Below are 20,352 nucleotides of genomic sequence, written 5' to 3'. Positions count from 1 at the left end.
GATGCGGCCTCTCGCTCCCCGAAAAAAGCGAGCCGGGGCCCGCACCCCTTAGGTGCGGGCCCCAGCTGCGAAGTTGTGCGTCGACCGCCGGTGTCAGGCGGGAACGATGTTCTCGGCCGTCGGGCCCTTCTGGCCCTGCGCGATGTCGAAGGACACCTTCTGGCCTTCCAGCAGCTCGCGGAAGCCCTGGGTGGCGATGTTCGAGTAGTGGGCGAAGACGTCGGCGCCGCCGCCGTCCTGCTCGATGAAGCCGAAGCCCTTTTCCGCGTTGAACCACTTCACGGTGCCAGTAGCCATGTCATTTCTCCTTCGGAGGCGGTGTCAGGAAAACGCACTGTGCGCATTCCGTGTCGCCGTGATGATTACCCCGTAGGAAATGAACCTTCTGGCAACCACACCTGCAACTGACAACGACACTAGCACGCAGCGATCGACCGCCCGCAGTCGATAATTCCTGCTCAGACGCCCGAACGAGGAATAATCCCAGCGCCCGACCCCAATACCTCCTGCCGCGCATACAGATATTGCTCCCCGGAGGACCGCCCTTTCCTCCCGCACGCCACGACGCACAAGGCCCTGACCTCCCCCGACGACAGCCACACCGCCCCCGATGCACCCGGGCGGCGGCACCAGGGCGAAGGGCCCGGAATCCGGCGAACGAGAGGAGACTCACATGCCACGCGGGGCGTGGCGGCCTCCCCCGCAACGCCCGCTCGGCAGACGCACATGCCCTGCCGTCGAGACCCTGAAGCGCCCGCCGGGGGGACCATGGCGTACAAGATGACCGACGACTACGCGTCGACCATGGTGACCGTCATTCCGGTCATCCTCGTCGTCGCCACCGTCGAGTTCCAGGCACTCGCGAAGCGCGAACCGAGACCGTCGGCCCGCGAGGGCCTCACGGGCCGACTGGTGTGGGACACGGCCCTCCTGGTGATGTGGAACGGCCTCATCGTCAGCCACGCCGCCGTCGAGATGGCGCTGATCACGTGGCTCGCCACCACGGAACGCCCGGAGTCACCGGAACTGGCCCGGACGGTGGCGTTCGTGGCATGGCTGGGTCTCGCATGCGTGGCGGCCTTGACCGCCCTGCTCACCTTCGGGGCCGTCATCCGCGTCCAGGGGGCGATGTTCACGAACCCGACGCGGGACGCGACACGACGACCCGGGCAGGCCGACCGCCCGACTCCACGCCGACCGCGGCCGCCCCTGGGCCCGAGCAGCCCCGCCCACCGTCCACGCCGAAGCCCGGGCCGCTCACCACGCCGCAACCGCCAATCGCCCGGCATCGGTTAGATGCCTCAAAGGTGCTGCTTGGCTGCACGGACCAGTCGGCTGATGTCGTCACGGGTCCGAACCCTGGCCGCGTCGCGCTCTGTTCTGCCCTCCGTCTTGGGCAACGCCGTGACATCCGCGAGCACGTCCTCCGCGAACCGGCCCAGCGCCTCGTCATCAGTGAGCATCTGGACGCGGAACAACGCCTCCTGGGCGTTGGAACGGAGGTCGTAGGCACGGATCCGCACCGAGTCGGGATCCTCCCGTGGAGGCTGCTCGTGCTCGCAGAACCAGAGGTGCACCAGGCAGCGACGGTAGTTGACCAACGCGCCGGCATAGGCGGAGTAGGCATCGAGCCGCTCCTGCCGAAGCTTCTCGCGACGGGTGAACTGCTGACTCCTGTCGGTGTTCCGCTGCTGAAACGCCAGAGTGATCCCCGAACCCAGCAACGTCCCGAGCACGGCTATACCGCTGGCGATGATGGTCTCCACACCCCAAGCTGATCACACCCCGCGGAAGGGCCCCCTCGGCACGCGCCGATGCCGGAGCCGAGGTCAGTGCCGGCGACCAACGACTGGGCCCCGGCCCTCAGTTCCGCCTCCCGGCCCGGAAGCTCCTCGGGCCGTAGTGACAACCGGTCCATGCGCCCATCGTGAAGACAACGAAACGACCGGACCACCGAATATCGCGCGACCTCGGCTGCTTCACTGGAGGCATGAAGCTGCAACGGATGTGTTCGTGGGACGCGATGCACCACAAGCCCGGAACCGCCTCCGCGCGAGGCGAGTGCTCCTGGGGCGCACCATGCCCCAACCGCGCGGAGTGGAGCGTCCTCGTCACGGACGCCGGTGGCGACAGCTGGTGGGCCGCGTGCCCGGAGCACGCCACCACGTCGCCGGTGCTGTCCCCTGGCACAACCGCCGAGTAACACACGGTTCGGAAGCCGGCGCGGAGGGCGTATCACGACTGACGGTCCTGCCGGTCCTGCCGGGGTCCGCTCACCGAGGCCGCCCAGTCGCGGAACAGACGCAGTACTTCGCCAAGATTGAGCGGCCCGCAGGACGCCCGGAAGACGCCGTCCGACACCGTCGCCATCACCCAGTCGGAATCGCTGCGCCGGATGTCCGTCCCGTCGTAGGTCCGACCAGACAGGGCGGTCTCTTCGAGATCGATTGCCACAGTCCAGCCTGGATTGTCGAGCGTCGCGATCCGAACGCCCCACTCGTGCTCCCAGTCACCGTCGCACTGGGCGTGGTACCACTGCTCCAGCCAACTGAGTTCTCCACCCGCCTCTGCCATGAGGGCTGATCGTATGAGGCCCCGGTCTCGGCACGCTCAGCCGACAGCCACATCCGGCGCGAGGCGAAGCCCGCAGCGCTCCAGGTTCAAGGGCTGGTGCCTTCCACCGCGTCCGCACGGCTCGAGACGCCGTATCCGCAAGCGATCTCAGTGGTGGGATCGAAATCCCCGCCGAGGGCTTCCTTGCGCTGCCACGCGGTGCTGTTTCCCCTGGTCAGAGCCCGTCCGCTCACGCATCGCTCACGCGCTGTCCGTTGCTGAGCAGCGCGTCGGTCAGATCTGGCCGAGGTCGATCTCCACCGGGAAGGGGGCCGCTACCTTGAGGACGCCGGTGAACACGTCTCCGTCCCGGTAAGTCTTCGTCGCGGGGTCGAGAACGTAGGTGTACACGAGCGGAACGCCTGTCGCGGCCTGCTCGATCCGCCAGTAGAAGGCGATGCCTGCCTTGGCGTACTGGTCGACCTTCACGATCCGGTCGGTGGTCTCCGATCCTGGTGACACCACCTCCGCGACCAGCAGCACGTCCTCAGGGCGAGTGGGGGTGACGTCGATCGTGTCCGCGCGGTACACGATGACGTCCGGGCGGCGATTGGTGAGCGGGACGTCCTGAAGCCGGACGTCGAAATCCGTGTCGGCATTCCACTCGGGGCCCGCGGCGGCATCCAGAGCGTTCGCGAGAAGACGCGCCAGTCGGTTGGGCCGCTTGGACGCGCTCGGACTCACGACGACCATCCCGTCCACGACCTCGATACCGGCGCACTGCTCGTCGGACCAGGAGTCGTACTGCTCCGCCGTGATCTGCTCATGCATCCATGCCGGGGCCACCATCTCAGCCGTCATGAAGCACCTCCCGGACACTGTGCCGCGGGCCCGATCCCGGATTCAGCGTACTGTCCGCCGTCCTTCGAGCACGCTGATCTCGCTCACGCTCCAAGCCCACGGACAAGTGGGAAACCGGCGCCGTGGGCTCGTCACCAGAGGATCGGAACACGGCCGGCGGCACCATTGACCTGGCGGCCACACCGGTGAGCCCTGCTGCTTCTGGAGGAAACGGGCCAGGAAGCCGAACCGTCGAGGTCGAGGCGGATCACGGCGAGCGCCTCGGTGATCGGCCGAACACCATGCACATGTCCTGGGGGAGCGATTCGAGGACCTGCCGCGCCTCGGCGGTCCGGCCTTGGGCGAGCAGCAGCATCCCATGTTGTGCCGCAGCTCCACGGCTTCCTGGCTCACGTCGCTGTCGACCGCCCGCACGACGTTCAGCACGCCTTGGAGCGCGGCCAGCGCGTCGGTGACCTGGCCAAGTTCGGTACGGCAGGCGCGGGCCTGCTCGCCGGTGGGCCCGACGACTACAGGCGTAGGCGTAGGCGTCGGCCACGGCGTCGAACTCGGGCAGGCGGTCCAGTAGTCGCCGCCGAGGAGGCGGATCGCCGCCCGCTGGCGGCGCAGTGCCAGGACCTGCTTCCGTCCACTCACGCAAACGGCCCCGGACGAGGAGTCCGAGGCCGAGCTGGAACCCTCCCGGGGTAAGAAACCCCAGCTCAGGGCGGCATTACGTTTGTGCCCCCGACAGGATTCGAACCTGCGACACCCGCTCTAGCAGTTCGATTGCTGCTCGGCACTGCCGGGCAGCCACCCGGCTATGCCAGCCGTGCAGGACCGCCTGGGGATGCTGGCGTCCGGGGCCGTTGATGTCACCTGTGGATGTCAAAACGGTGCAACCGCATGCGCTCGCTGGCACGATGATCCTGTGGTTGACCTGGAGCGCATCAAAGCGGAGAGCATGGCGTACTTCCGATCTCTTGACGAGAGAGCCACCCTGCGGCACCACTTCCGCCACGCCGACGAGGAGGGCGGCTTGTGGTACTTCGAGGCCGTACCCGACCGCGGCGAGTTGGTTGCCATCAAGCAGGCCGAGCTGACTACGGCCGGCCGACTCCACCGGTACAGCTGGGAGCATCTGGAGGACAAGCACGGCTTCCTGACGGACCAGGCGCTCGACCCTGAAGATGACCCGCTGGAAGCCATCTCTGCCGACGAGTTCGAGCGGATATGGACCCAGTGACAGGGTTGGACAACCACTTCAGGAGCGAGGTGGGGCGATCACGGGCCCGAGCTGTGAGTTCTCTGGCTTGGCGCAGTTCGGCCGTTCTGCCCGCTCCGCGCCCCAGTTCCCCGTGAGTCCCCGCCCGTTCAGGCAGGAGAGCGGCACGACCGAAGGTCGCCCCAGGCCTCCCTTGCTGGGTCAGGGCTCCACTAGCTGATCGGGTCGAACGTCGAACTCGGTCCGGTCGCCTTCTGTCGCTTCAGGCCGCCCGCCCGTAGAGATCGTGACGACCTCGTTGCCGTCCGGATCTGAGGTGCGACTCAAGATCACGCAGTACATCGCCACGGCGATGGGGTACGCCGCTTCAGGGCTCAGCGCATCCCCGTCATCGAAGATTGGCACCTTGTCGAGGAAGGTCCATTGTCGGCCATGGGCGTCGGTTAGGTGCACCTCGACAAACCCAGGATAGGAACCGTCGTCGTACTCGTGTACCCAGCGAGTGGCTTCGCACCGCAACAAGGTCATCCCGCCCCCTTTGTTTGAGATGTGGCCTCATCTTTAGCAGGTCAATCAACTGGACCTTGCTACTCGGCCATCCAGCTTGAGTCCTCGGTGGATCGGTCGCTGCGGTTCGGCGTTGATCGTCGCTGTCTGTCCCTGTTGGTGTCGGCCGCTGGTGTCAAGCAACCGGTGCCCTCTTGACAGATCTGCGCTGTCTTCTTCAAGCAGGCGGTCAAGCGAGTCGGCTAGCTCAACCGATCTTGGTTGCGTACTCGGAGACCCCACATCTCCTCGCCGTTGTCATCCTTGAACCGCACAGCACCTGCCCGTACCAGGAGCTGCCGGAGTTCGTCGTCCGTGAAGCCGCCGATGTGGTGCTTGATCTTCGCGAAGCTACGCAAGGGCCACCGTTGATGGAGGAGCAGCTTGGAGATGGTCTCCTCCGCCATGAACTCGGTTCGAAGCTCCTCACGGAGCCTCCCCCTCTCCAGCCTCCATGAGATCAATCCGCCAACAACCGATACCACGAGCGCTGTACCACCAGCGATCAACGCAGCACTCACATTGCTGTCCATCTGGTCATCGTAGGCGGCGTCAAGCCGCATTCCCGAGCGTGAAGCGGGCGCTCGCGGGTGAATCCACCTCTCCACCACCCTCCCCAGCTCCTATCCCGTCCGCCGTCGACCCACACGCCGTGGAGCAGGCGTGGTTCATGGCGTCCAGGTGGAGCGCGCCACTCTACGAACGACCTGGACGCCATGGGCCATGGGCCGCGTCTGCTCGGCTCTGCCTGGGTCGATGGCGGACGGGATGGGAGCTCTCCGCGCACGCAACTACGGGCCCGCTGCCGGGAACGGCGCCCCCTCCATCCCGGTGCCGGCCGATCCCCCGCCGGAGGCACCGTTCTGACCCCCCGGGCGTTATGTGCGGTGATCGACTCATGGCTACCGGCCCCATCCACGTGTGCTCGGCCGGTCCACGGTCTACGACCTGATCCGGTCCCGTCGCCTGCCCTCGATCACCATCGGCCGGTGCCGGCGTATCCCGGCGTGGGCCGTCCACGAGTACATCACCAACGAACTGGAGGCGGCGGCCTGATGGCCCAGCAACGCAAGCGGAACCCCAACGGGGCGGGCACCATCACCAAGCGCAAGGACGGCCGCTTTCAGTGCGCGGTCTACGTCCTCCAGCCGGACGGCACCCGCGCCCGCAAGTTCTCCTACGGCAAGACCTGGGCGGAGTGCGACGCCAAGCGCCGGGAGCTGCTCGACAAGGTCGACCAGGGCGTGCCCGTGCCCACCAAGTAGGCCAAGCTCTCGGAGTGGCTGCCGTACTGGCTGGACAACGTCATCAAGCCCGGCGGAAGCTCAGCACGTTCGACAAGTACGAGGCGCACGTCCGGCTTTACCTCGTGCCCCTGCTGGGTGCCAAGCGACTGGAATCCCTCGGCGTCGCGGACGTGCGCCGGTTCCTCGTCCGTCTGGAGAAGGAGACCACGGCCGCAACCGCCAAGGAGTCACACCGCGTTCTGCGGTCGGCGCTGTCCTCGGCCTGCCGCGAGGAACTGATCACGCGCAACGTCGCCAAGCTCGTGAAGCCGCCGCGCACCGACTCGCGGGAGCTGAAGCCGTGGACGCTGGACGAGACGCTTGACTTCCTCGCGGCGTCCCGGCGTGACCCGCTCTACGCGGCCTTCGTGCTCGCCATCGCCATGGACCTCCGCCGGGGAGAGATCGTCGGCCTTCGCTGGTCGGATCTCGACCTCGACGGCCGCGTCCTGTACGTGCGGCAGCAGACGCAGCGCCGCCGGGGTGTCCTGTACGACGACCCCAAGAGCCGCCGTCGCCGTGCCGTCCCGCTGCCCGCGCTCTGCATCGCGCCTCTGCGCTGGCACCGGATGCGGCAGGCGGCTGCCCGTGCCAAGGCGGGGGAGAAGTGGCAGGAGTCGGACTACGTCTTCACCACCTGCACCGGGCGCCCGGTCGAGCCGCGGAACGTCTACCGCTCCTTCACTCGCGTCGCCCAGTCCGCCGGCCTCCGCGTGGTCCGGCTGCACGACGCTCGCCACGGGACGGCCACCTTGCTCACGGCGGCCGGAGTCGCGCCGCGCGTCGTGATGGAGATCCTTGGCCACTCGCAAATCAGCATCACCATGGACGTCTACACGCACGTCGTCCAGGACACGCAGCGCGAAGCCATGAGCCACATGGATCGCCTGCTCAGGAGACGCCCCATCCGGGGGTGACCGCCCTCGTTGATGTCAGAAGTGGATGTCAAAGGCCCCGGACCATGATCGGTCCGGGGCCTTTTGGCTGGTGCCCCCGGCAGGATTCGAACCTGCGACACCCGCTTTAGGAGAGCGGTGCTCTATCCCCTGAGCTACGAAGGCAGTGGCAGTGGACGCACGGTGTGCGTGCCTGTGGTCCCGTAGGGCCACAGGCGTCAGCGTACCGGATGCGGGTCGGGCGGGTGTGGGGGTCAGGTCAGGGGGACGTGGGTGAAGCGGGACGCCGTGTGGAGGTCGGATTCGATGTGGGTGGCTGTGGCCGTCAGTTCGGGGACGAGGGCCGTGACGCACTCGTGCGCGGAGTGGCGGCTCGCGTGCATCGCCGTGCTCAGGGCCGCCACCACCTTGCCCTCGCGGTCGCGGATGGGGACCGCCAGGGAGCGGAGGCCCTCTTCCAGTTCCTCGTCCACCAAGGCGTAGCCCTGGGTGTGGACGGGGGTGCCGGCGTCCGCCAGGAGGACCCGGCCCGAGGCGGTCGCGTGGGCCGGGAGTCTCGTGCCCACCGTGATGTTCACGCTCATCACCCGGCCCGTCGCCACCCGCGCCGTGTACTGGATCTCCTCGCCCGCATCCGACAGCACCGCATCCGACAGCACCGCCAGTGCCGTCGACTCGTGGATGCGGGACGTCAGGGCGGCCAGGTGCGGCTGGGCGATCTCCGGGAGGGTGGTGCGGGAGAGGGGAGGGAAGCCGAGGGAGAGGACCCGGGGGGTGAGGGCGAAGGCGCGGTCCGCCGTGGTCACCAGACCCAGGTGTTCGTAGGTGATCAGGGCTCGGCGGGCCGTCGCCCTGGCCAGGCCCGTCGCCTGGGCCACCTCCGTGAGGGTCAGCCGCGGCCTGCCCTCGCCGAAGGCCGTGAGGACCGTCAGGCCCCGTGCCAGGGACTCGACGAAGTCGCGGCCGAGCTGCAGTTTCGACGCGCCGGTCCACAGCGCCAGGTCGGCGGGGCGCGGGCCCGGCTCGGGGGGTGGGGTGCGGTGGAGTTCCTCCTCCATCCGCGTCACCGCCGACCGCAGCCTCGGCAGCAGGGTCTCGCGCAGGCCGTGGGCCGTGTGGCGGCTCGTGTGGCTGACCACGCTCGCCACGCACGCCACCTTCCCGTCCCCTGCGCGGACCGGGACCGAGATTGCCACCAGGCCCGGTTCGATCAGCTGGTCGTCCAGGGCCCAGCCGTTCGCCGACGCCTCCTCGGTGCGGCGGACGAAGTCTTCGTCGTCTGCCGGAGCCGACCCGCGCGTGCGCGGTGGTACGGCCGTGTACGACAGGTCCCTGGGGTCCGCCGCCCTGCGTTCGCGCCAGCGCTGCCAGTCCGCGGCCGTCCACTCCGTGGCGAACAGCGGGCCGGGGGCCGTGCGTTCGGCGGGGAGCAGGTCGCCGATGCGGAAGCTGAGGGACATCGCGCGGCGGCGGGTCGCCTGGTGGATGAAGCGGATGCCGTCCCGGTCGGCGACGGCCAGGGAGACCGACTCGTCCAGTTCGTCGGCCAGGGCGTCCGCGTGCGGGGAGAGCAGGGCGGGCAGGCGCAGGGCGGCCAGGTAGGCGTTGCCCAGCTCCATCAGGCGGGGGGCCAGGAAGACGTCCCGGCCGTCGACGCGGACGTAGCCCATGCGGGCGAGCGTGGCCGTGATGCGGTCGACCGTGGAGCGCGCGAGGCCCGTGGCCCGTTCGAGGGCGCTCAGGCTCAGCGTGCCGTTCGCGTCCGTCAGTTCGCGCAGCACGGCGAGGCCGCGGATGAGGGGGGTGACCGCCTCGGCCGGCGCGGCACCGGACGGTTGCCCGACGGGCGGGCCGTCTGCCGTGCCGCCCGCCCGCGCCCCCTGCTCGTCGGCCGGCGGGGCGGCACCCTCGGGGGGCTCGGGCGTGGGATTCGCTGGCATCGGCTCTCCGGTACGGCGGTCGGGGCAGGCTTACCGTAATCCGGAACCGGGACGCCGGCGTCCGAGGGACCCGGGCTCGCCCGGCGGCCCCGTACCTCTGGGCTCCGCCGCGGGAGACCTCCCGGTCCCACGTACCTCCTCCCCGTCCCACGCCCCCCTCAGCTCCGCTGCCCCTGCTCCTCCCGTGTGATCCGCACCCGGTGATTGCCCTCCCCGTCCGCGCCCGTCACCTCGATCGTGATGCCCCTGCGCGCGTCCCTGAAGGTCTCGCCGGGGACGAAGGGCGCGTCGGAGAGTTCCGCGTGGACGTTGGGGGCGCGGGTGCAGCCGCCGCTGTCGGGGTGGGAGTCGCGGACCGTGACCGGGCCCATGCCCGTGTCCACCTCCGCGTCGACCTGGTAGACCAGCACGCCCGGGCGGCACACCGTCTCGTCGTTGCCGCCGCGCGTACGCAGTTCCAGGGCGTAACCGGTCCTGCTGTCCACGGGGACCACGACCAGCTTGGCGCCGCCCGGGCGGGCCAGCGGCGTCAGGGTGTACTCGGCCGGGTCGGGGGACGTCGCGCAGTGCACCTGGGCCGCGTCCAGCCAGCCCAGCTTCCACTTGTGCCAGCCGAGGAAGTCGTTGTTGGCGCCCCAGTCCTCGCTCATGATGTCCCAGTGCCCGACGGCGCCCCCGCCCTCGGCGGTGTACAGGTCGGGCAGGCCGAAGACGTGGCCGTTCTCGTGGGGCAGGACCCGGTAGCCGGTGCGGTGGTACGAGCCGGAGCCGTCGTCCTGGCGGGAGTAGACGAACGAGGCGTTGGCCACGGCGACGCCGTCGGCTCTCGGGGCGTCGGGGTTGCCGGCGAAGGTGACGGACAGGACCGTGTCCAGGGCGGAGGGGCCGGCGTTCGGGGTGACCAGGACGTTCAGCAGGTCGTAGTCGCCGAAGTCCACCTCCGGGTCGGCCGCGGCGACGAGGTCCTGGACCAGCGCGCGGTAGCCGGGCTCGAAGGGGGCCCCGCGCTCTATGCCGTACTCGCGGAACGACTTCGGCATCCGCAGCCACTCCGGTATCGGGGTCTCGGGGCGGTAGTCCAGACGGCCGTAGGAGCTGGTGCGGAACCACTCGCGGGTCTGCGGGAAGAACTCCTCGAAGCGGTCTCGGGCGCTGCCCTCGCCGGGGGCGTCCGAGAAGTCGATCATCAGGGTGAGGGCGCGGACGGTGCCGGTGGAGCGGGCGTAGCCCTCCGGCGTGGGGATGCCCTCGGACATCTGGACCTCGCGGGCGCCGCGGATCAGGCAGGGGGCGTGGGCGGAGGTGCGGGAGAGGGATATCGGGCCGGCGCCGGCGGCCGTCGGGCCCGGGGCGAGGTGGGCCGTGCCGGCCGAGGTGCTGACCGTGAAGGTCACGGCGGAGACGCAGGCCAGTGCGGCCAGGCGGCGCCGGGGTATCCGGTGGCCCGGAGGGGCGGACCCGTTCGGCAGGCTCGGTCCGGGCCTTCGCGGGGGTGGCTGCATGTCCGGCACCTGCAAGGGACCTCCCGCGCCACGGCAGCCTCCGGTCTCCGGCTGCACCCTTGCGCTCACCCTGCGTCGCGGGGTGCGGGGGCGCCCGTTGGAGGAGACCGATCGTGGGTTTCCGGCCGGTAGCCCCGCCTGCCGCGGCTGATGTGATCCAGGTCACAGATAATTTCCTCGTGGGTGGGAAATACCGGGGACCCGCTCCCCGTTTAACCATGTGTCCGCGCGAAACGGGGAGAGCTTCCCCGGATCGCAGACCGTGGAACACCACTGACCAGGAGTACGCCGTGCAGACCGCAACCCCCGTACAGCGCAAGGCGCCCCGGCCCCGCGCCGACGCCCTGCGCAACCGGGAGCGGATCGTCACCGCCGCCCGGGAGATGTTCGTCGAGCACGGCCCCGAGGTGCCGCTGGACGAGATCGCCCGCCGGGCCGGCGTCGGCAACGCCACGGTGTACCGCAACTTCCCGGACCGCGACGCGCTGGTCCGCGAGGTCGTCTGCTCCGTCATGGACCGGACGTCCGCCGCGGCCGAACTCGCGCTCGCCGAGACCGGCGACGCGTTCGAGGCGCTGGAGCGCTTCGTGCACGCCGCCGCCGACGAGCGGATCAGCGCGTTGTGCCCGATGGTCGCCAGCACGTTCGACCAGCACCACCCGGACCTGGAGGCCGCGCGGGAGCGGGTGGAGCGGCTGATCGCGGAGGTCATGGACCGGGCCAGGACGGCCGGTCAGCTCCGCTCCGACGTGGACGTCGGGGACGTGATGATCGCCGTGGCCCAGCTCAGCCGGCCCCCGGCCGGTACGGACTGCTTCCGTGCCGACCGCTTCGTCCACCGCCATCTCCAGCTGTTCCTGGACGGGCTGCGCGCTCCGGCCCGCTCCACCCTGCCGGGCACGGCCGTGACCCTGGAGGACCTTCGCAAGCCCTGACCGTCCTGACCGATTAGTTCAGCTCCTACCAGCCGTCTGACACACGGGCGACAGCCAGTCGTCTGAACACGGACGACAGTCCCCGCGGCCGTCACCGTCGACGAGCCCTTCCCTTTCGTCGCCCTTTTTCCGTCACGAAGTCCCGAAGTGGGTACCCCCATGTCTGAAACAGCCGTCAAGGCCCCGAGCGTCCCGGACGCCAATCGCTGGAAAGCGCTCGTCTTCATCGCCCTCGCCCAGCTGATGGTCGTCCTCGACGCGACCATCGTGAACATCGCCCTGCCCTCCGCCCAGCAGGACCTCGGCATCTCCGACGGCAACCGGCAGTGGGTCGTCACGGCCTACGCCCTCGCCTTCGGCGGTCTGCTGCTGTTCGGTGGCCGGATAGCCGACCTGTGGGGCCGCAAGAAGGCCTTCGTCGTCGGCCTGGGCGGCTTCGCCGCGGCCTCCGCGCTCGGCGGCGCGGCCACCAACGAGGCGATGATGTTCGGCGCCCGTGCCCTCCAGGGCGTCTTCGGCGCCCTGCTCGCGCCCGCCGCGCTCTCGCTGCTGGCCGTGATGTTCACCGACGCCAAGGAGCGCGCCAAGGCGTTCGGCATCTACGGCGCGATCGCCGGTGGTGGCGGTGCCGTCGGCCTGATCCTGGGCGGCTTCCTCACCGAGTACCTGGACTGGCGCTGGACGTTCTTCGTGAACATCCCGTTCGCCGTCGTCGCCGCGGCCGGTGCCTACTTCGTCATCCGTGAGCCGCAGGGCGGCCGCAACCGCTCGCCGCTCGACATCCCCGGCGTGATCCTGTCCACCCTCGGTCTGGTCGCCCTGGTCTACGGCTTCACCCGCGCCGAGTCGGACGGCTGGAGCGACGCCGTGACCGTGGGCATGTTCGTCGCCTCGGCGGTGCTGCTGCTGGCCTTCGTGGTCGTCGAGTCCAAGGTCAAGGCCCCGCTGCTGCCGCTGCGCGTGGTCACCGAGCGCAACCGCGGGGGCATCTACCTCTCCCTCGGTCTCGCGATCATCGCGATGTTCGGCCTGTTCCTCTTCCTGACCTACTACCTGCAGATCGTGAAGGGCTACTCGCCGGTCAAGACCGGGTTCGCGTTCCTGCCGATGATCGCGGGCATGATCACGGGCTCCACCCAGATCGGCACCCGCCTGATGACCCGGGTCGCCCCGCGCCTGCTGATGGGCCCCGGCTTCCTGGTCGCCGCGCTCGGCATGCTGCTGCTGACCCAGCTGGAGATCGGCTCCTCGTACGCGGCCCTGCTGCTGCCGGCGATGCTGCTGCTCGGCCTCGGCATGGGTACGGCGTTCATGCCGGCCATGTCGCTGGCCACCCAGGGCGTCGAGCCCCGGGACTCCGGTGTCGCCTCCGCGATGGTCAACACCTCGCAGCAGGTGGGCGGCGCGATCGGCACGGCCCTGCTGAACACCATCGCCGCCTCGGCGACCACCTCCTACATCGCCGACCACATCGTGGGGGCGACCAGCCGGTCCCAGCAGCAGCTGGTCCAGCTGGAGGGCATGGTGCAGGGCTACACCAGCGCCATCTGGTTCGCCGTGGGCATCCTCGTGGTCGCCGCCGCGATCGCCCTGACCTTCGTCAACGCCGGCCGCCCGAACATGACCGCGGTGACCGGTTCCGACGAGGGCGCGGCGGACGAGGTGCAGATCCCGGTCGTCGCCCACTGAGGACGGTGGGTCCCGCCGAGCGACGGCGGGACCCGCTGAGCGGCGTCGCCCACTGAGCGGCTGCGGCCACCGAGCGGCGGCGCCCACCCCTTCGGGCGCTCCACGGGCACTTCGACCCACGGGCACTTCGGCCCACGGGCACTTCGGCCCACGGGCACATGGGCCCACGGGCACTTCGGGCCACCCGCGGGAACGGGGAAGGGGACGCCCCGGACCCGCGGAATCCAGGACCCGCCCCGGCTCAGCGGAGCCAGGGCAGGTCCGCACCGGCTTCGGCCGGCTGAAGTCCCTCGGCGATGATCCGCATGATCTCGCCGAGGGACTTCTGCTGTTCCGGGGTGAGCCGGTCGAAGACCGCCTGCCGCACGGCCTCGACATGGCCCGGCGCGGTCTCCCGCAGCACCTCGTAGCCCGCTTCCGTCAGCACGGCGAACTGGCCGCGCTTGTCGTCGGGGCAGTCCTCGCGGCGCACCCAGCCGTTCTTCTCCAGGCGCGCGATCGCGTGCGAGAGACGGGAACGGGTGATCTTCGCCAGCATCGCCAGCTCGGTCATCCGCAGCCGCCGTCGCGGCGCCTCGGCCAGCTTCACCAGGAGGCCGTAGTAGACGTGCGGCATGCCCGCGTCGCGCTGGAGCTGACGGTCCAGATGGTCGTCGAGGAGGGTGACGCCCTCCATGAACGAACGCCAGACGCGCTGCTCCTCGTCGGTGAGCCAGCGTGGTTCCTGGGGCTCCGCGGTGGAGCCGGTTGCCGGTGCGGATGCGGGTGCCTTCATGCGTTCCACTCTACGCGGACTCTCCTTGAACTTTAAACAAGTGCGTCGTACAGTTTTCAAGTACCACGGACGGAAGGAGCCGCAGCATGTCCGCCGCCACTCAGGAGCGCATGCCCGCTCTCTACCTCAGCCATGGCGCACCGCCCCTGGCGGACGACCCGGTCTGGCCCGGCGAGCTCGCCGCCTGGTCCGCGGGCCTGCCCCGGCCCAAGGCGATCCTCATGGTCTCCGCGCACTGGGAGGAGGCCCCGCTCGCCCTCGGCGCCACCGAGACCGTCCCGCTGGTCTACGACTTCTGGGGCTTCCCCGAGCACTACTACAGGGTGAGGTACGACGCCCCCGGCGCACCGGAGCTGGCCGAGTCCGTGCGGAAGCTGCTGCGCGCCCCCGGGATGCCCGTGCAGGACGTGCCCGACCGGGGTCTCGACCACGGCGCGTACGTCCCGCTGGTCGAGATGTACCCGGACGCGGACATCCCGGTCCTCCAGGTCTCCATGCCGACGCTCGACCCGGTCCGGCTGCTGGAGATCGGCCGCAGGCTCGCCCCGTTGCGGGACGAGGGCGTGCTGATCGTCGGCTCGGGCTTCTTCACCCACAACCTGGCGGCTCTCCGGCAGGGCGGCATCCCCGCCTGGTCGGCGGAGTTCGACGACTGGGGCCGGCGCGCGCTGGAGGCGCGGGACGTGGACGCCCTGCTCGACTTCACCCGCAAGTCGCCCGCCGGGCGGCTGGCCCACCCGCGCACCGAGCACTTCGCCCCGCTCTTCGTGACCATGGGCGCGGCCGACGCCACCGGTGAACTGGACGCGCAGAAGTCGGTGATCGACGGGTTCTGGATGGGGCTGGCGAAGCGGTCGGTGCAGTTCGGCTGAGACGCCCCGCGGCGGCTTCCCGGCGGGCGGCTTCGGTCCCGGACCGCGGCAACCATCAGGGGCCGCGGCCCGTCTTCCAGGGCGGAGCGGCCGGGATTCCGGTCCTCCGGAGTGACGGCCGCGGCGCTGTGTGTGATCGCCGTCTCAGGTACGTGGGGGCGGAAGAGGCCGGTGAGGGCCGGGAGGCCGTCTTCGGCTCCTGGTCTGACCTGCGGCTCCGTACGTTCCGGCGGTACCGCGCCTCCTCCTGGACCGGGCAGCGGCCCGACAGGGTACTGCATGATCAGAAAAATTGGAGGCACGGTTGGGAATTCTGTCCTGATTCCAGTCGTTGTTTCCATCGGATGCAGGGCACCCGAGGAGAGTCCGGAGAGAGTCCGGAAGACGGAGTCAGGCGTCCGAAGGACCACCCGCTGACCTCACATCGCAAGGGAGCACGCATGGCAACCCGTGCCGTCGCCCGTCGTCAGTCCGCCACCGGCGAGACGGCCGACGCGGCAAGCAGTGTTCGCGCCCATGGCGGCGAGATCGCCGACCGCGACCTGGTCGGCATGTATCTCGACGAGATCGCGCGCACACCGCTGCTCGACGCAGCCAAGGAAGTCGAGCTGTCGCAGGTCATCGAGGCGGGTGTGTTCGCGAGGCAGGTCCTCGACGGGTACGAGGAGACGAAGACGGACGCGACCCGCGAGGAGCTCGAAGCCCTGGTCGCGGCGGCGGAGCGCGCCAAGGACGTGTTCATCCGCTCCAACCTCCGCCTGGTCGTCGCCGTCGCCCGGCGCTACCCCCGCAGCGGTCTGCCGCTGCTGGACCTGATCCAGGAGGGCAACGCCGGCCTGGTCCGCGCGGTCGAGAAGTTCGACTACCGCAAGGGCTTCAAGTTCTCCACGTACGCCACGTGGTGGATCCGCCAGGCCATCACCCGCTCGATAGCCGACCAGTCCCGCACGATCCGCCTGCCCGTCCACCTGGTGGAGGAGCTCGGCCGGATCCGCCGTGTGCAGCGCGAGTTCAACCGCGAGCACGGCCGGGACCCGGAGCCGGCGGAGATCGCCGCCGAGCTCGGCTCCACGCCGGAGCGCGTCACCGACGTGCTGGACTGGGCCCGCGACCCGGTCTCGCTGAACATGTCGGTGGACGACGAGGGCGAGACCCAGTTCGGCGACCTCCTGGAGGACACCTCGGCGGTGTCGCCCGAGCAGTCGGTGCTCACGCTGCTGCGCAGCGAGGAGCTCGACGACCTCATCGGCCGACTCGACCAGCGCACGGCCTCCATCATCAAGATGCGCTACGGCATCGAGGACGGCCGCGAGCGCACGCTGACCGAGGTGGGCAAGGAGCACGGCCTGACCCGCGAGCGCATCCGCCAGATCGAGAAGCACGCGCTGCTGGAGCTGAAGAAGCTGGCCCGCAGCACCGGATTCGACGCGGCGGCCTGACCGGCGATCAGCGTTGATCGCCCCGGCGCACGAGCCGTGGCCCCTGGGTGACGGTTCGTGTGCGCCCGGCGGTCACCGCGTACGCCGGGTGGCGAAAGACCGCGCAAACATGGCGGTGTAACGCCGCTTCAACACGCAGGGCTCCGGGAACAAGACTTCCGGGTCCACCAGTTCGGGCCCGGGGCCACACCCCCGGCCCCGCAGAACCAAGTCCCGTCGCACTCCCCCCGGCGGCCGGGACTCTCCCGAGGCCGGGCTTCGGCGTCCCTCCCCCCGGACGCCGGGGCCCGGCTCTCTCCGTGCGCACCGGGCCGGCCCGCGCCGAGGTGCCGCTGGAGGGCGGGCCACCCCGTACCTGAACCACGGGGTGGCCCGCCAGATGGCAGATTGTGTCACATGGGCATAGCCTGCCGGGCGTGAGCAGCACCACCCCGACCCCGCAGGCCTCGCTGACCGAGCGGCGCAAGGCCGAGACACGCATGGAGATCGCCCGGGCGGCGGCCGGTCTCTTCGTGCGGCACGGACTGCGCGCCACCCGCGCGGAGGACATCGCCCAGGCCGCCGGTATCGCACCGCGCACCTTCTACCGGTACTTCGCCACCAAGGAGGAGGCCGTCGCCCCGCTGTACGCGGCCGGTGCCCAGCGCTGGGTGGAGGCGGTCCGGGCCGCGCCCGCCACGCTGAGCGTCGCGCAGGCCCTGGAGGACGGGGTCCGTCACACCCTCACCCCGGGCGTCGGCGTCTCGGCGTCCTCCTGGCAGTGGGTCCGCACGCTCCTGCGCCTGGCCGCGGCCAACCCGTCGCTGCGCCGGGTGTGGGCGGAGGTGTGCCAGGACTCGGAACGTCTGCTGGGGGAGGTGCTTGCGCAGCGGGTGACACGTGCCGGTGCCCCCGAGGGCTCTGCGGGGGCGGACGGGAGCGACAACGTTGCCGACGCCTCTGAGCAGGGCTTCGCGGACACCGAGCCGCGCTGCACCGACCCTGGGCTGCGTTTCGCGGCGGCCGTCGCCAGTGCCGCCGTGCGGACCGCGCTCGAAGGCTGGGCGGAGGGGGACGGACCGGCGGAGGGCCCGGAGAGCCCGGCCGACCTGGCGCTGCGCAACCTGGCGGCGCTACGGGACTTCCCCTTCGGGGCGTGACGCCCAGGTCGCACCCCGGCCGGGGCCCCTCACGCTCCCGGCCCGGGCCCCTCAGGCTCCCAACCCGGGCCCCTCACGCTCCCGCCCCGGCCGCTGACGCTCTCGCCCTGGCCCCTCACGCTCGGCCCCGGCCCCTCACGCTCGGCCCCGGCCCCTCACGCTCCCGCACCGGCCGCTCTGCTCAGTCGCGCTCCCAACTCGCGCACGGCGTCGACCAGTTCCTGAGGCTCGTGCACGGTGAAGTCGCACTCCAGCATGGCCAGCCGGAACGCCACCCACTGCGTCGCGTCCCCCACGGACCCGCGCAGCCGGCAGCTGTGCTCGTCCACCGGCTCGGGCGTGCCCAGCCACGCGGGCAGCCGGGCGGCGACGAAGTCGACCGGTGCGTCGAACGTGACCTCGAAGTCGTAGCTCCGCTGCTGCCGTTGCATCGAGCGCCGCAGGTACTCCGCGGCGTTCCCCGTCGGCAGCTCGCGCGGTGCGAACCGGGCCCCGGTGGCGAAGGGCTCGCTCACCCGGTCGACGCGGAAGGTGCGCCAGTCGTCCCGGTCGAGGTCGTACGCCACCAGGTACCAGCGGCGGCCCGTCGACACCAGCCGGTACGGCTCGGTGAGGCGGCGCGACTCGGTGCCGTCCGCGGCCCGGTAGGCGAACCGCAGCCGCTCGTGCCCGGCCACCGTCGAGGCCATCACGGTCAGCGTCTCGGGCGCGATGCTGGGCCCGTCGCCGCTGGTCAGCGGGGTGGTCGCGGCCTGGAGCGTGGTCACGCGGTGGCGCAGCCTGGCGGGCAGCACCTGCTCCAGCTTGGCCAGCGCCCGCACCGACGCCTCGTCCAGGCCCTCCACCGCGTGGCCCGCCCCCGCGCGCAGGCCGACCGCGATGGCCACGGCCTCCTCGTCGTCGAGCACGAGCGGCGGCATGGCCTTTCCGGCGACGAGCCGGTAGCCGCCGTCGGCGCCCATGGTGGCCTGCACGGGATAGCCGAGTTCGCGCAGCCGGTCGATGTCGCGCCGGACCGTGCGGCGGGAGACGCCGAGCCGGTCGGCGAGCTCGCCGCCGGGCCATTCGCGGGGCGTCTGGAGAAGGGAGAGGAGCGTCAGCAGCCGGGCCGGGGTGTCCGTCGTCATGAGGTGAGGATGCCCCAACAGTAGGACACGATCTGACCTACTGGCGTTCTACTGTCGCAGCATGAACTCCACCGAGACCTCTCCCGGCACGGACCGCCGTCGCTGGTTCGCCCTCGCGATCGTGATGACCGCGGCCTTCATGGACCTCGTCGACGTGACCATCGTCAACATCGCCATCCCGTCCATCCAGCGGGACGCGGGCGCGTCCTTCAGCGAGATCCAGTGGATCACCGCCGGGTACGCCCTCGCCTTCGCCGCCGGTCTGATCACCGGCGGACGGCTCGGCGACATCCACGGCCGCAAGCGGGTCTTCCTCGTCGGCATAGGGGGCTTCACCGTCGCCTCCGCGCTGTGCGGGCTCGCGGTGAACCCCGAGATGCTGGTCGCCTCACGGTTCCTGCAGGGCGCCATGGCGGCGCTGATGGTGCCGCAGGTGCTGTCGATCGTGCACGCGACCTTCCCGGCGCACGAGCGCGGCAAGGTGTTCGGGCTGTTCGGCGCGGTCGTCGGCCTCGGCGCCGTGTCCGGTCCGCTGCTCGGCGCGCTGCTGACCGAGTGGAACCTGTTCGGCTGGGAGTGGCGCTCGATCTTCCTGATCAACCTGCCCGTCGGGGTCGCCGGCCTGCTCCTCGGCAGCCGTTTCATCACCGAGTCCAGGGCGCCGCGGGCCCTGAAGCTCGACCTCGTGGGCGTCGCGCTGGTCACGCTGGGTCTGCTGATGCTGATCTACCCGCTCACCCGCGGCCGTGAGCTCGGCTGGCCGCTGTGGGGGTACCTGTCCATGGCCGGCTCGCTGGTGGTCCTCGCGGTACTGGTGGCGTACGAGCGGCGCAAGGCCGCGCGGGACGGCTCGCCGCTGGTGGAGCTGTCCCTGTTCAAGGTCAAGAGCTTCGCGGCTGGGATCGCCGTGCAGACCGTCTTCGGTGTCGCGCTCGGTGTGTTCTTCCTGGTCTGGACGCTGTACATGCAGATCGGGCTGGGCTGGAGCCCGCTGAAGGCCGGACTGACCGGGGTGCCGTTCTCGATCGCCGTGTCGGCGGCCGCGGGGATGTCGGTGCAGATGCTGGTGCCGCGCTTCGGACGCAAGGTGCTCCAGGCGGGCGCACTGGTGATGGCGGCCGGGGTGCTGCTCTACATCTGGGAGTCCGGCCACTACGGCCTCGCGATCAGCCCGTGGCAGATGGCCCTCCCGCTCGTCGTGATGGGGGTCGGCATGGGCCTGATCGTCGCGCCGCTGACCGACGCGATCCTCTCGGAGGTGCCGCGCGAGCACTCCGGTTCGGCCTCCGGCCTGATCAACACCGTGCAGCAGATGGGCAACGCGCTCGGGCTCGGGCTGATCTCGGTGGTCTTCTTCGGCACGATCGCCGAGCACCTGCGCCCGGAGCAGGTCGGTCCGGCCTTCGCGGACGCCTTCGAGAACGCGCTGGGCTGGGTCGCCGCGGTCATGGGCGCCATCTTCCTGCTGATGTTCGCGCTGCCGAAGCGGCCCGCGCAGCACGTCGAGGGTGAGCAGGCGCCGGCGGCGGAGCCGGTGCTGGTCCCCTAGGGCGGCGATCGGGACTCATCGGGCTCGGCACCTCGGGTG

General features: G+C 70.4%; 18 protein-coding genes, 1 tRNA gene and 3 pseudogenes. 10 read left to right on the top strand and 12 right to left on the bottom strand.

The genetic code is table 11. From position 1 onward, the window contains the following. Window positions 1-93: 93 nt before the first annotated feature. Complete coding sequence (locus tag ACIGAQ_RS31155; protein WP_028799214.1) at window positions 94-297, bottom strand: cold-shock protein; 204 nt, start codon at window positions 295-297, stop codon at window positions 94-96. A 471-nt stretch (window positions 298-768) separates the two neighbouring features. Between ACIGAQ_RS31155 and ACIGAQ_RS31150 the strand changes: the two genes are divergently transcribed. Beyond that, a complete protein-coding gene (locus ACIGAQ_RS31150; RefSeq protein ID WP_399788832.1) occupies window positions 769-1,296 on the top strand; it encodes a hypothetical protein in 528 nt (175 codons plus the stop codon). Between the two features lie 5 nt (window positions 1,297-1,301). Here the strand turns inward: ACIGAQ_RS31150 and ACIGAQ_RS31145 are convergent, their stop codons facing one another. The 4 genes and pseudogenes from ACIGAQ_RS31145 to ACIGAQ_RS31130 form a co-directional block, all read right to left on the bottom strand. Beyond that, window positions 1,302-1,766 (bottom strand): hypothetical protein, encoded by a 465-nt coding sequence (locus tag ACIGAQ_RS31145; RefSeq protein WP_399788829.1) that lies wholly within the window; start codon window positions 1,764-1,766, stop codon window positions 1,302-1,304. Window positions 1,767-2,235: 469 nt separating this feature from the next. Next, entirely contained in the window at window positions 2,236-2,574 is a 339-nt protein-coding gene (locus ACIGAQ_RS31140; RefSeq protein WP_399788826.1) for an immunity 53 family protein, read from the bottom strand. A 273-nt stretch (window positions 2,575-2,847) separates the two neighbouring features. Next, window positions 2,848-3,414 (bottom strand): Uma2 family endonuclease, encoded by a 567-nt coding sequence (locus tag ACIGAQ_RS31135; protein ID WP_399788823.1) that lies wholly within the window; start codon window positions 3,412-3,414, stop codon window positions 2,848-2,850. A gap of 218 nt (window positions 3,415-3,632) precedes the next feature. Continuing rightward, window positions 3,633-4,047: pseudogene (locus ACIGAQ_RS31130) on the bottom strand (tetratricopeptide repeat protein); the annotation flags it as partial. Between the two features lie 277 nt (window positions 4,048-4,324). Here ACIGAQ_RS31130 and ACIGAQ_RS31125 point away from each other — a divergent pair. After that, on the top strand, window positions 4,325-4,639 hold the full coding sequence (locus tag ACIGAQ_RS31125; RefSeq protein WP_399788820.1) for a hypothetical protein: 315 nt from the start codon (window positions 4,325-4,327) through the stop codon (window positions 4,637-4,639). A 180-nt stretch (window positions 4,640-4,819) separates the two neighbouring features. On the opposite strand, the gene ACIGAQ_RS31120 is transcribed toward ACIGAQ_RS31125, so the two are convergent. Both ACIGAQ_RS31120 and ACIGAQ_RS31115 read right to left on the bottom strand, forming a co-directional pair. Continuing rightward, the gene (locus tag ACIGAQ_RS31120; RefSeq protein ID WP_399788817.1) at window positions 4,820-5,146 is read right to left on the bottom strand and encodes a hypothetical protein; all 327 of its coding nucleotides are present in this window, start codon (window positions 5,144-5,146) and stop codon (window positions 4,820-4,822) included. 221 nt (window positions 5,147-5,367) lie between these two features. Then, window positions 5,368-5,697 carry a hypothetical protein gene (locus ACIGAQ_RS31115; RefSeq protein WP_362279592.1) on the bottom strand — a complete coding sequence of 110 codons (330 nt, stop codon included), beginning with the start codon at window positions 5,695-5,697 and terminating at the stop codon, window positions 5,368-5,370. A gap of 391 nt (window positions 5,698-6,088) precedes the next feature. Here ACIGAQ_RS31115 and ACIGAQ_RS31110 point away from each other — a divergent pair. Further along, window positions 6,089-6,220: pseudogene (locus tag ACIGAQ_RS31110) on the top strand (helix-turn-helix domain-containing protein); the annotation flags it as partial. Next, window positions 6,220-7,367: pseudogene (xerC, locus tag ACIGAQ_RS31105) on the top strand (tyrosine recombinase XerC). The pseudogenes ACIGAQ_RS31110 and xerC, both read left to right, overlap by 1 nt. Before the next feature lie 68 nt (window positions 7,368-7,435). Here the strand turns inward: xerC and ACIGAQ_RS31100 are convergent. From ACIGAQ_RS31100 to ACIGAQ_RS31090, 3 genes are all read right to left on the bottom strand, one after another. After that, window positions 7,436-7,511 (bottom strand) — tRNA-Arg (locus ACIGAQ_RS31100). A gap of 89 nt (window positions 7,512-7,600) precedes the next feature. Then, window positions 7,601-9,286 (bottom strand): IclR family transcriptional regulator C-terminal domain-containing protein, encoded by a 1,686-nt coding sequence (locus tag ACIGAQ_RS31095; protein ID WP_399788814.1) that lies wholly within the window; start codon window positions 9,284-9,286, stop codon window positions 7,601-7,603. Between the two features lie 158 nt (window positions 9,287-9,444). Beyond that, window positions 9,445-10,788 carry a M6 family metalloprotease domain-containing protein gene (locus ACIGAQ_RS31090; protein ID WP_399788811.1) on the bottom strand — a complete coding sequence of 448 codons (1,344 nt, stop codon included), beginning with the start codon at window positions 10,786-10,788 and terminating at the stop codon, window positions 9,445-9,447. A 290-nt stretch (window positions 10,789-11,078) separates the two neighbouring features. Here ACIGAQ_RS31090 and ACIGAQ_RS31085 point away from each other — a divergent pair, with 290 nt between their 5' ends. Together ACIGAQ_RS31085 and ACIGAQ_RS31080 are read left to right on the top strand one after the other, a co-directional pair. Continuing rightward, complete coding sequence (locus ACIGAQ_RS31085; protein WP_311681574.1) at window positions 11,079-11,723, top strand: helix-turn-helix domain-containing protein; 645 nt, start codon at window positions 11,079-11,081, stop codon at window positions 11,721-11,723. Window positions 11,724-11,882: 159 nt separating this feature from the next. Further along, window positions 11,883-13,412, top strand: coding sequence for an MFS transporter (locus ACIGAQ_RS31080; RefSeq protein WP_311681576.1), 1,530 nt, complete (start codon window positions 11,883-11,885; stop codon window positions 13,410-13,412). A gap of 241 nt (window positions 13,413-13,653) precedes the next feature. Here ACIGAQ_RS31080 and ACIGAQ_RS31075 read toward each other — a convergent pair whose 3' ends face one another. Then, window positions 13,654-14,187: a MarR family transcriptional regulator gene (locus ACIGAQ_RS31075; protein WP_311681577.1), complete on the bottom strand. Its 534-nt coding sequence runs from the start codon at window positions 14,185-14,187 to the stop codon at window positions 13,654-13,656. Between the two features lie 86 nt (window positions 14,188-14,273). On the opposite strand from ACIGAQ_RS31075, the gene ACIGAQ_RS31070 reads away from it, so the two are divergent. From ACIGAQ_RS31070 to ACIGAQ_RS31060, 3 genes are all read left to right on the top strand, one after another. Then, window positions 14,274-15,059 (top strand): class III extradiol ring-cleavage dioxygenase, encoded by a 786-nt coding sequence (locus ACIGAQ_RS31070; RefSeq protein ID WP_311681578.1) that lies wholly within the window; start codon window positions 14,274-14,276, stop codon window positions 15,057-15,059. A gap of 440 nt (window positions 15,060-15,499) precedes the next feature. After that, entirely contained in the window at window positions 15,500-16,498 is a 999-nt protein-coding gene (locus ACIGAQ_RS31065) for an RNA polymerase sigma factor RpoD/SigA (RefSeq protein ID WP_094053437.1), read from the top strand. A gap of 416 nt (window positions 16,499-16,914) precedes the next feature. Continuing rightward, window positions 16,915-17,637 carry a TetR/AcrR family transcriptional regulator gene (locus ACIGAQ_RS31060; RefSeq protein WP_399788805.1) on the top strand — a complete coding sequence of 241 codons (723 nt, stop codon included), beginning with the start codon at window positions 16,915-16,917 and terminating at the stop codon, window positions 17,635-17,637. 155 nt (window positions 17,638-17,792) lie between these two features. Here ACIGAQ_RS31060 and ACIGAQ_RS31055 read toward each other — a convergent pair whose 3' ends face one another. Beyond that, window positions 17,793-18,764, bottom strand: a complete 972-nt coding sequence (locus tag ACIGAQ_RS31055) for a helix-turn-helix transcriptional regulator (protein ID WP_399788802.1) — start codon at window positions 18,762-18,764, stop codon at window positions 17,793-17,795. Window positions 18,765-18,825: 61 nt separating this feature from the next. Between ACIGAQ_RS31055 and ACIGAQ_RS31050 the strand changes: the two genes are divergently transcribed. Continuing rightward, on the top strand, window positions 18,826-20,313 hold the full coding sequence (locus tag ACIGAQ_RS31050) for an MFS transporter (RefSeq protein ID WP_399788799.1): 1,488 nt from the start codon (window positions 18,826-18,828) through the stop codon (window positions 20,311-20,313). Window positions 20,314-20,352 lie beyond the last annotated feature (39 nt).

Source organism: Streptomyces sp. NPDC085932 (assembly GCF_044540525.1).
Classification (GTDB): Bacteria; Actinomycetota; Actinomycetes; order Streptomycetales; family Streptomycetaceae; genus Streptomyces; species Streptomyces levis.
This window is presented reverse-complemented; position numbering and strand designations above follow the sequence as displayed.

Coding starts and splice junctions, on each gene's coding strand:
- ACIGAQ_RS31065 (WP_094053437.1), top strand. CDS start 15,500: ATGGCAACCCGTGCCGTCGCCCGTCGTCAGTCCGCCACCGGCGAGACG.
- ACIGAQ_RS31140 (WP_399788826.1), bottom strand. CDS start 2,574: ATGGCAGAGGCGGGTGGAGAACTCAGTTGGCTGGAGCAGTGGTACCAC.
- ACIGAQ_RS31095 (WP_399788814.1), bottom strand. CDS start 9,286: ATGCCAGCGAATCCCACGCCCGAGCCCCCCGAGGGTGCCGCCCCGCCG.
- ACIGAQ_RS31115 (WP_362279592.1), bottom strand. CDS start 5,697: ATGGACAGCAATGTGAGTGCTGCGTTGATCGCTGGTGGTACAGCGCTC.
- ACIGAQ_RS31120 (WP_399788817.1), bottom strand. CDS start 5,146: ATGACCTTGTTGCGGTGCGAAGCCACTCGCTGGGTACACGAGTACGAC.
- ACIGAQ_RS31055 (WP_399788802.1), bottom strand. CDS start 18,764: ATGACGACGGACACCCCGGCCCGGCTGCTGACGCTCCTCTCCCTTCTC.
- ACIGAQ_RS31135 (WP_399788823.1), bottom strand. CDS start 3,414: ATGACGGCTGAGATGGTGGCCCCGGCATGGATGCATGAGCAGATCACG.
- ACIGAQ_RS31075 (WP_311681577.1), bottom strand. CDS start 14,187: ATGAAGGCACCCGCATCCGCACCGGCAACCGGCTCCACCGCGGAGCCC.
- ACIGAQ_RS31150 (WP_399788832.1), top strand. CDS start 769: ATGGCGTACAAGATGACCGACGACTACGCGTCGACCATGGTGACCGTC.
- ACIGAQ_RS31090 (WP_399788811.1), bottom strand. CDS start 10,788: ATGCAGCCACCCCCGCGAAGGCCCGGACCGAGCCTGCCGAACGGGTCC.
- ACIGAQ_RS31070 (WP_311681578.1), top strand. CDS start 14,274: ATGTCCGCCGCCACTCAGGAGCGCATGCCCGCTCTCTACCTCAGCCAT.
- ACIGAQ_RS31155 (WP_028799214.1), bottom strand. CDS start 297: ATGGCTACTGGCACCGTGAAGTGGTTCAACGCGGAAAAGGGCTTCGGC.
- ACIGAQ_RS31080 (WP_311681576.1), top strand. CDS start 11,883: ATGTCTGAAACAGCCGTCAAGGCCCCGAGCGTCCCGGACGCCAATCGC.
- ACIGAQ_RS31050 (WP_399788799.1), top strand. CDS start 18,826: ATGAACTCCACCGAGACCTCTCCCGGCACGGACCGCCGTCGCTGGTTC.